Annotated in this window: 8 protein-coding genes; 1 reads left to right on the top strand and 7 read right to left on the bottom strand. The window is 72.0% G+C overall.

Going from position 1 to position 7,311, the window contains the following annotated elements; genetic code table 11:
* The 5 genes from ABZS66_RS43410 to eda all read right to left on the bottom strand — a co-directional run.
* On the bottom strand, positions 1-1,154 hold a 1,154-nt coding region (locus ABZS66_RS43410; RefSeq protein WP_354768465.1), incomplete at its 3' end, for a hypothetical protein.
* The gene (locus ABZS66_RS43405; protein WP_354768463.1) at positions 1,151-1,450 is read right to left on the bottom strand and encodes a helix-turn-helix domain-containing protein; all 300 of its coding nucleotides are present in this window, start codon (positions 1,448-1,450) and stop codon (positions 1,151-1,153) included. The genes ABZS66_RS43410 and ABZS66_RS43405, both read right to left, overlap by 4 nt.
* Positions 1,451-1,822 carry a hypothetical protein gene (locus tag ABZS66_RS43400; protein WP_354768461.1) on the bottom strand — a complete coding sequence of 124 codons (372 nt, stop codon included), beginning with the start codon at positions 1,820-1,822 and terminating at the stop codon, positions 1,451-1,453. It lies immediately after the preceding gene.
* A gap of 660 nt (positions 1,823-2,482) precedes the next feature.
* The gene (locus ABZS66_RS43395; RefSeq protein WP_354768459.1) at positions 2,483-3,577 is read right to left on the bottom strand and encodes a sugar kinase; all 1,095 of its coding nucleotides are present in this window, start codon (positions 3,575-3,577) and stop codon (positions 2,483-2,485) included.
* The gene (eda, locus tag ABZS66_RS43390) at positions 3,577-4,227 is read right to left on the bottom strand and encodes a bifunctional 4-hydroxy-2-oxoglutarate aldolase/2-dehydro-3-deoxy-phosphogluconate aldolase (protein WP_354768457.1); all 651 of its coding nucleotides are present in this window, start codon (positions 4,225-4,227) and stop codon (positions 3,577-3,579) included. The genes ABZS66_RS43395 and eda overlap by 1 nt, the downstream gene beginning before the upstream one ends.
* Before the next feature lie 19 nt (positions 4,228-4,246).
* Here eda and ABZS66_RS43385 point away from each other — a divergent pair, with 19 nt between their 5' ends.
* Positions 4,247-4,999 (top strand): IclR family transcriptional regulator, encoded by a 753-nt coding sequence (locus ABZS66_RS43385; RefSeq protein ID WP_354768455.1) that lies wholly within the window; start codon positions 4,247-4,249, stop codon positions 4,997-4,999.
* Here ABZS66_RS43385 and ABZS66_RS43380 read toward each other — a convergent pair.
* On the bottom strand, positions 4,971-5,924 hold the full coding sequence (locus ABZS66_RS43380; protein WP_354768453.1) for a Gfo/Idh/MocA family oxidoreductase: 954 nt from the start codon (positions 5,922-5,924) through the stop codon (positions 4,971-4,973). The two genes, ABZS66_RS43385 and ABZS66_RS43380, sit on opposite strands and share 29 nt — an antisense overlap.
* Positions 5,921-7,288: an alpha-amylase family glycosyl hydrolase gene (locus ABZS66_RS43375; RefSeq protein ID WP_354768467.1), complete on the bottom strand. Its 1,368-nt coding sequence runs from the start codon at positions 7,286-7,288 to the stop codon at positions 5,921-5,923. The genes ABZS66_RS43380 and ABZS66_RS43375 overlap by 4 nt, the downstream gene beginning before the upstream one ends.
* Between the last annotated feature and the right edge of the window lie 23 nt (positions 7,289-7,311).

Genomic DNA, 7,311 nt, shown 5'->3' with positions numbered 1-7,311 from the left:
GTCTTCGTGCGCCAATGGCTGCGCTTGGCCGACGGGTTGCTGGAAAGCCGGCGGTACCACCGTCCGATGACGGTGTTGCCGAGCTCCGGAGTGGTGGTCGCAAGCGCCAGGCCGCCGCTGGACGACTGGCGCTGGGGTTCGCCCTGGCCGGAACCGATCGTGTCCAGCACCGTCGTGACGACCCGACCGACCACGGCCTTGTCTGCGATGAGTTCGTCGATGTTGCCGATAGCGTCGTGCCGCGGCGGCTCCAGGTCATGGGTTCCGATGCGGGTTGGCTTGAACACCGTGCTCAGAACCTCGGTGACCGCAGCGGACGGATCGTCACCTGCGTGCACCCGATCGGTGATGGCCTCCATCGCCACCGTGGCAAGGGCACGCAGTTCAGCATCGTCGGTGTCGTACGGCTCGCTGAGCAGCAGCGGGGTGGGGGGCTTGTCGGACTCCTCGCGCTGCATCGCCACCGGCGCCACCTTGCGCCCGAGTGGACGCTCCACGTAGGCGTCGTACCAGGCTGGGCGCCGCCGCATCGCCGCAAGGACACACTGCACGTCTGCCGAGGTGGCCTGCGTTGCGGCGCGATGTTCGCCGGTCATCCGGGCACGGCGTTCAGCCCAACTCTGGATGGGCCACACATCCGCGCCAGCCGTAACTGAATTGCCGACCCAGACGAGCATCGCAGTGGCGAGTTCCACGAGCCATGGGTCATCGCCGAGCGCGTCCACCAGCCAATTCGGGACTCGTGGCCGCTGGAGCGCGCCGACGGCGCCCCGCCGACGGCGATGCGCATCGACGGTGGCCGCCTCCATTCTGCCGACGACCCACGCTTCGAGGTTGGTGATCGGAATCTGCGCGCGCCGGAACAGGTCGTCGATCACCGCCTCGACGTCGTCGTGGTAACGGTCGAGGCAATCCGGCTCGAGGCCCCGGATCGACACGGCGCAGCCGTAGTGCCGCCTCCGCAGCTCGATCTTGCGGGTGAGGCGCTCGAACACAATGGGAGCGACGATCTCGTACACAGCCGCCATGACCGCTCGCCTCCGGTGGCCGACCACAGACTGGTAGTACGTTGCGAGCTGCCCGTTCCGGGCAAGCGCCCGCACATCGACTTCGTGCACGTCGGCTGGTTTCGTTGCCGCAAGCTGGTCGGTCACGGACGCCACCTCCTCCGCTGCCGACGACGCGCTTCCAGTTCCCACCGCCCCATCCATTCGGGTTCGGAGCCACCGCAAGCCCGCACATAGGCGCTGGTCACCTCCCACGTCGGCAACTGCCGGCCGCTGGCGGCCGTGCACAACACCGACCGGCAGAAGTTGACCTCTGCCGCGATCTCGTCGTACGTCTTCATGCTGTCGGCCCGTAACGCCCGCAGGCCGTTCGCGAAATCCGCGAACGGCGCGCGCGGGTCGATGGGACTCTCTCGTCTCCCGACCATGTTGGCGTTGATCAATCAGACAGCGGAAGCAGACGGCCGCAGGACCAGGCTGGTCACCCGGCGAGCGAATTCGGCAGCGAACCAGGCTGCCGCCAATACCACCGCCAAGCATTCCGTCGCCGGATAGCCAAGCCGCACCATAAGCACGACCAGCGTCAGCACCACAACCAGAACCGAGACAACAGTCCTCGGCGCGATGTGCGGCAACGTCAACCGGCAACCGACCTCGGCGCCACCCGCGGTAGCAGCCGCGGCGACCACTACCGCCTGCAACGGCGGCACACCGCTGGCGAGCAGACCGCCGGTGGCACCGGCTGTAGCGGTCAACATGGACAACCGCGTTCGCAAAACAAGATCGAGATAAGCATGCGATGTGACACCCGACATCCTGCAGCGTTCCCTTCGGTCGATAGCCCGGACACAGTGCGTGCGGACTCCGAGACCCCCACCGCGACGATTGGCGTCATCGCGGACCCGGAATTAACACAACGTCATCATCGTGGCCCAACGGGAACCGCGAAGCCAGACCACGGCAGAAAACACGAACAATGACGCCACCCAATTGGAGGTCCACGCAGCCCGGACCTCGGGCTTCTACAGCCGGAATGGTCCGTCAGGACGAGGTTGAACACCCGACGCCGCGTCTGACAGCCCGGACACGCATCGGCACCGCCGGGGGCGCTGTTGGCGCAGCAGCCCCGCACAGTTCACACCCACTCGGTACCGCGGCAGTGTCACAATCGCGCACGCGACAGTCGCACCGCCACTGCCACCCGGCGACGTCGCGCTCACCCCGGGCAGCATAGCCACGGGCTGTGACCTACGCCCGGTCGTTGTCTCCGGTGCCGTTAGCCGGAACGGTCCGCCAGAGAGAGTTGAAAGCCCGACGCCGCGTCTGTTAGCCCGGACACGCATCGGCACTGCGGGGGCCGCTGTTGGCGCAGCGGCCCCCGCGCCCTGCCACAGGCCCAAGGCGGCGACGCCACCGAGCTGAAACACCGAAAAGGGAGTGGGCGGATTCCGCCCACTCCCTCGTCCGTGGCTCGGTCAGCGCTGCACGCGGGCTCCCGCGCCGCGCACCAGCGCCTCCACCTCGCGCAGTGACGCCATCGACGTGTCGCCCGGTGTGGTCATGGCCAGGGCGCCGTGGGCCGCGCCGTACTCCACGGCGGTCTGCACGTCGCCGGTCGTGAGCAGGCCGTAGATCAGGCCCGAGGCGAAGCTGTCGCCGCCGCCCACCCGGTCCAGGATCTCCAGGGCCGGGCGGTGGGTGGCCTGGACGAACTTGCCGTCGGCGTAGGCCACCGCGCCCCAGTCGTTCACCGTCGCGCTGCGCACCGTGCGCAGGGTCGTGGCGACCACGGCGAAGTTCGGGTACGTCTCGACGGCCTTGGCGATCATCTGCTCGAAGCCGCGGACGTCGAGGTTGGTCAGGTGCTCGTCGACGCCGGGGACCTCCAGGCCGAGGCAGGCGGTGAAGTCCTCCTCGTTGCCGATCATCACGTTGACGTACTGCGCCAGGCGGCGGTTGACCTCCTGGGCCCGCTCCTTGCCGCCGATGCTCTTCCACAGGCTCGGCCGGTAGTTCAGGTCGTAGGAGACGATCGTGCCGTGCCGGTGGGCGGCCTCCATCGCGGCCTCGACGACGTCCGGGGTGGAGTCGGACAGCGCCGCGTAGATGCCGCCGGTGTGCAGCCAGCGGACGCCGAGCGTGCCGAAGAGGTGCTCCCAGTCCACCGAGTCGGGGCGCAGCTGGCTGGCCGCGGTCAGGCCGCGGTCGGAGACGCCGACGGCGCCGCGCACGCCGAAGCCGCGCTCGGTGAAGTTGAGGCCGTTGCGCACGGTGCGCCCGACGCCGTCGTCCTTCACCCACTGCACGAACGACGTGTCGACGCCGCCCTGCAGTACCAGATCCTCGAGGAGGCGGCCCACCTCGTTGTCCACGAAGGCGGTGACCACCGCGGTGCGCAGGCCGAAGCAGCGGCGCAGGCCGCGGGCCACGTTGTACTCACCGCCGCCCTCCCAGGCCCGGAACTGCCGGGCCGTGCGGATGCGACCCTCGCCCGGGTCGAGGCGGAGCATGATCTCGCCGAGCGAGACGGCGTCGAACCGGCACTCGGCGGCCGGGCGGATCTGCAGCATCAGCGCTCCTTGCGCGAGTTGGCGGCGACCGCCACGGCGGCGGCGGTCCGGCGGGTGACCTCGGCCCAGTCGCGGGCGGCGAGCAGGTCCGGCGCGACCATCCAGGTGCCGCCGACGGCGAGCACGGACGGCAGCGCGAGGTAGGCGGGCAGCTGCGCGCTGGTGATCCCGCCGGTCGGGATGAACCGCATGTCGCGGAACGGGGCGGCGAGCGCCTTCACCATCGGCGCGCCGCCGAGCGGCTCGGCCGGGAAGAACTTCACGGTGCGCAGCCCGGCGTCGACCGCCATCTGGATCTCGGTGGCGGTGGCGGCGCCCGGGTACACGGGCACGCCGGCCTCGACGCAGTTGCGCACGACGGCGGGGCCGAAGCCCGGGGAGACCACGAACCGGGCCCCGGACTCGAGGGCCCGGGCGGCCTGGTCGACGGTCAGCACCGTGCCGGCGCCGACGAGCAGCTCCGGATAGCGGGCCATGGTGGCGATCGCCGCGGCGGCGGCGTCGGTGCGGAAGGTCACCTCGACGCAGCGCAGCCCGCCGGCGAGCAGCGCCTCGGCGAGCGGGGCGGCGTCGGCGGCGTCCTGGAGGACGACGACGGGGACGAGGCCGCCGGCGGCAATGGTCTGTTCAGTATCGTGAACGTCGGTCACGTATGTGAACATAGGAGCCATGACACAGCCGGTCAAGTCAGCCGACCGAACCCTGGAGATCCTCGAGGTGCTCGCCGCGGGCGGCCCGCGCACCCTCGGCGACCTCGCGCGCGACCTCGGCATCCCGAAGAGCAGCCTGCACGGCATCCTGCGCACGATTGCCCAGCGTGGATGGATCGAAACCGACCCGACCGGCACCCGCTTCGGCCTCGGCCTGACCGCGCTGCGGGTCGGCGCCGCCTACCTCGACACGGACGACGTCGTCGCGCTGCTCGGCGCGGCCCTCGACGAGCTGTCGGCGACCTTCGGCGAGACCGTCCACCTGGGCCGGCTCGACGGCGCCGATGTCGTCTACGTCGCCAAGCGCGAGTCGAAGCACCCGCTGCGGCTGTACTCCGCGATCGGCCGGCACCTGCCCGCCCACGCGACGGCGCTGGGCAAGGCGCTGCTCGCCGGCCTGCCGCCGGCCGCGGTCGGCGCCGCCCTGCCCGGGGTGCTGCCCCGGCTGACCGCCAACACGATCACCGACCTGCCCGCGCTGCACGCCGAGCTGGGCGCGGTCCGCGCGCGCGGCTACGCCGTCGACAACGGCGAGAACACCGAGGGGATCGTGTGCGTCGCCCGGGCGCTGCCGCTGAGCGACCCGCCGGCCGACGCGATCAGCGTGTCGATCCCGCAGAGCCGGGTCGGCCCGGACACCGTGGCGGCGGTCGCGGCCGCCCTGGAGACGGCCGTCGACCGGGTCACCGCGGCGAGCGGTCTCCTGCGATAGGTACCCAGCCGTCCACGCCGAACGCGGCGACGCAGGCGTCGGCCACGACGGCCGCGGCGTACGCGTCCTCGGCCGTCGGCCCGGGCGGCGAAGCCCCGGCGGCGACCGCGCGGACCCAGTCGGCCAGCTCGGCGTCGTAGGCGTCCCGGAAGCGGTCGAGCCAGTGGGCGGCGATGGAGGGTGTCGTACCGAACGTGCCGTGCTCGCCCACGACCTCCGCGCGGATGTCGTAGCCGTACCCGACGTTGACGTTGACCTCGACGTCAACGACGGTGCCGCCGGTGGTGCGCAGCCACACCAGCATCGGGTCGTGCAGCGCCGCGGGTGCCCGGCCGCTGCGCCGCGGCCAGACCACGCTCACCGCCGCGATCTCCTCGCCGAGCAGCCACCGCACGAGGTCGATCTCGTGGATCGCCGCCTCGTTGATCATCATCTCGTCGGTGAACGTGTCCGGGACGGCCGGGTTGCGGTGCCGGCAGTGCAGCAGCAGCGGCGCGCCGAGCTCCCCGCCGTCGACGACCCGCTTGAGCTCGCGGCACGCCTCGTCGTAGCGGCGCATGAAGCCGACCTGGACCAGCCGCCGGCCGGCGGCGGCCTCGACCTCGACGATCCGCCGGCAGTCCTCGGCGGTGGTCGCGAGGGGCTTCTCGCAGAAGACCGGCTTGCCGGCCGCGACGGCGGCGATGACGAGGTCGGCGTGCGACGCGGCGGACGACGCGACCACGACCGCGTCGACGCGCGGGTCCAGGATGGCGGCGAGGCCGTCGGTGTGCGCCTCGGGCACGCCGTACTGCCGGGCCACCGCCTCGGCCCGGGCCGCGTCGATGTCGGTGACGACGGCGACGGACGACGGGCCGGAGGTGAGGCGCCGGACGTGGTCGGCGCCGATGACACCCGTGCCGATCACGGCGAGGGCCACGCTCATCGCGGTTCTCCAGAAGGTTCGAGCAGGGACAGGTGGAAGGCCCGCACGCCGCCGCCCGGCGTGTAGTCGGCGCCGACGCCGACCCGCAGGTCGGTCAGCTGGTCCGGGGTCATCGGGCGCGGCGCCGGGTCGGCGAGAATGTCGGTGACCCAGACCGTCTCCGCCCCGGCGAACCCCAGCTCGCGCAGCGGCAGGCTCAGCGCGAACTCGACCGGCCGGGGCAGGTCGTTGCCGACGACGAGGACGGCGTCCTCCCCCGGCCGGTAGCGCAGCCACGGCACCAGCGCCGAGGCCCCGTTGCCGGCCGCCCGGACCATCTCGCCGGCCCCGGGGTCGGCGGTGACGAGATGACGGTACCGCCGGCGGGCCGCGAGGAAGCGCCGCGTGTCGTCGTGCACGGCCCGCCGGGCCGGGTCATCGAGCTGCGACCAGTCCAGCCGGCACCCGTAGAGCCAGCCGCCCGGGCCGCCGGTGCCGAACAGCCCCTGCCGCAGCCGGGGCAGCGGCACCGGGTCGGCGTCGAACTCCTCGCCGGCGAAGAACAGCGGCACCTGCGGGTTGAGCAGCAGCCCGTAGCCGAGCTTGGCCCGGCTGCCCCGGGCCACGTAGTGGTTGCCGGGCAGCGCCTCCCAGCCGCGGTCGTGGCAGCTGAGCTGGCGCAGGGTGAGCCGGTTGCCGTGGAACTCCCGCGCGACGGCCCAGTCGAGCACCGGGTCGAGGGCCGGCCCGTGCACCTCCTGCTGGCCGAGGTGGTAGCGGCCGTTCTCCGGGATGACCGCGATCGGCTTGCCGAGCGCGGCGCAGCGGGCGGTGATCTCGTCCCACACGGCCGGGTCGACGAGCGACACGTCGACCCGGTAGCCGTCGACGTCGAAGTCGCGGACGTAGCCCGTCCACAGCTCGACCCACCACTGCCGGAACCCGGGGTCGGTGTAGTCGAAGTCGGCCATGCCCCAGCTGCCGCCGCGGAACCACCCGGGGTGCTCCCGCACGAGCGCGCTGCCGGTGACCACGCCGTGGGCGATGACGTCGAGCAGCACCCGGATGCCGTGGGCGTGGGCGGCGGCGACGAGCGCGCGCAGGTCCTCGGGCGTGCCGAGGGCCGGGTCGACAAGATCGGGCCGGTCGGCCGCGTAGGCCGACCAGATGCCGTAGAAGTGGTCGGTGGAGCGGGCGTGGCCCGCCATCCAGATCGCGTTCACGCCGAGGTCGGCCAGGTAGGGCAGCCGCTCGGCGAGGCTCGCGAACGTGCCGCTGCCGTGCCCGTCGGCGCCGGGCCCGTGCGGCGACGTGAAGGTCCGCGGGTTGAGCTCGTAGATGACCAGGTCGGACACCCAATCGGGCGCCGCCGGCGGGTCGGCCATTGACACGATGATCACCGTAACCT

Origin of the sequence: Dactylosporangium sp. NPDC005572, assembly GCF_040605515.1 — a bacterium.
GTDB lineage: Bacteria > Actinomycetota > Actinomycetes > Mycobacteriales > Micromonosporaceae > Dactylosporangium.
The sequence above is the reverse complement of the archived record's forward strand: the minus strand, read 5'-3'. Positions and strand labels throughout refer to the sequence as shown.

Excerpts from the sequence above, each read along its gene's own strand:
- ABZS66_RS43400 (WP_354768461.1), bottom strand. The coding sequence starts at position 1,822 with ATGTCGGGTGTCACATCGCATGCTTATCTCGATCTTGTTTTGCGAACG.
- ABZS66_RS43395 (WP_354768459.1), bottom strand. The coding sequence starts at position 3,577 with ATGCTGCAGATCCGCCCGGCCGCCGAGTGCCGGTTCGACGCCGTCTCG.
- ABZS66_RS43385 (WP_354768455.1), top strand. The coding sequence starts at position 4,247 with ATGACACAGCCGGTCAAGTCAGCCGACCGAACCCTGGAGATCCTCGAG.
- ABZS66_RS43380 (WP_354768453.1), bottom strand. The coding sequence starts at position 5,924 with ATGAGCGTGGCCCTCGCCGTGATCGGCACGGGTGTCATCGGCGCCGAC.
- ABZS66_RS43375 (WP_354768467.1), bottom strand. The coding sequence starts at position 7,288 with ATGGCCGACCCGCCGGCGGCGCCCGATTGGGTGTCCGACCTGGTCATC.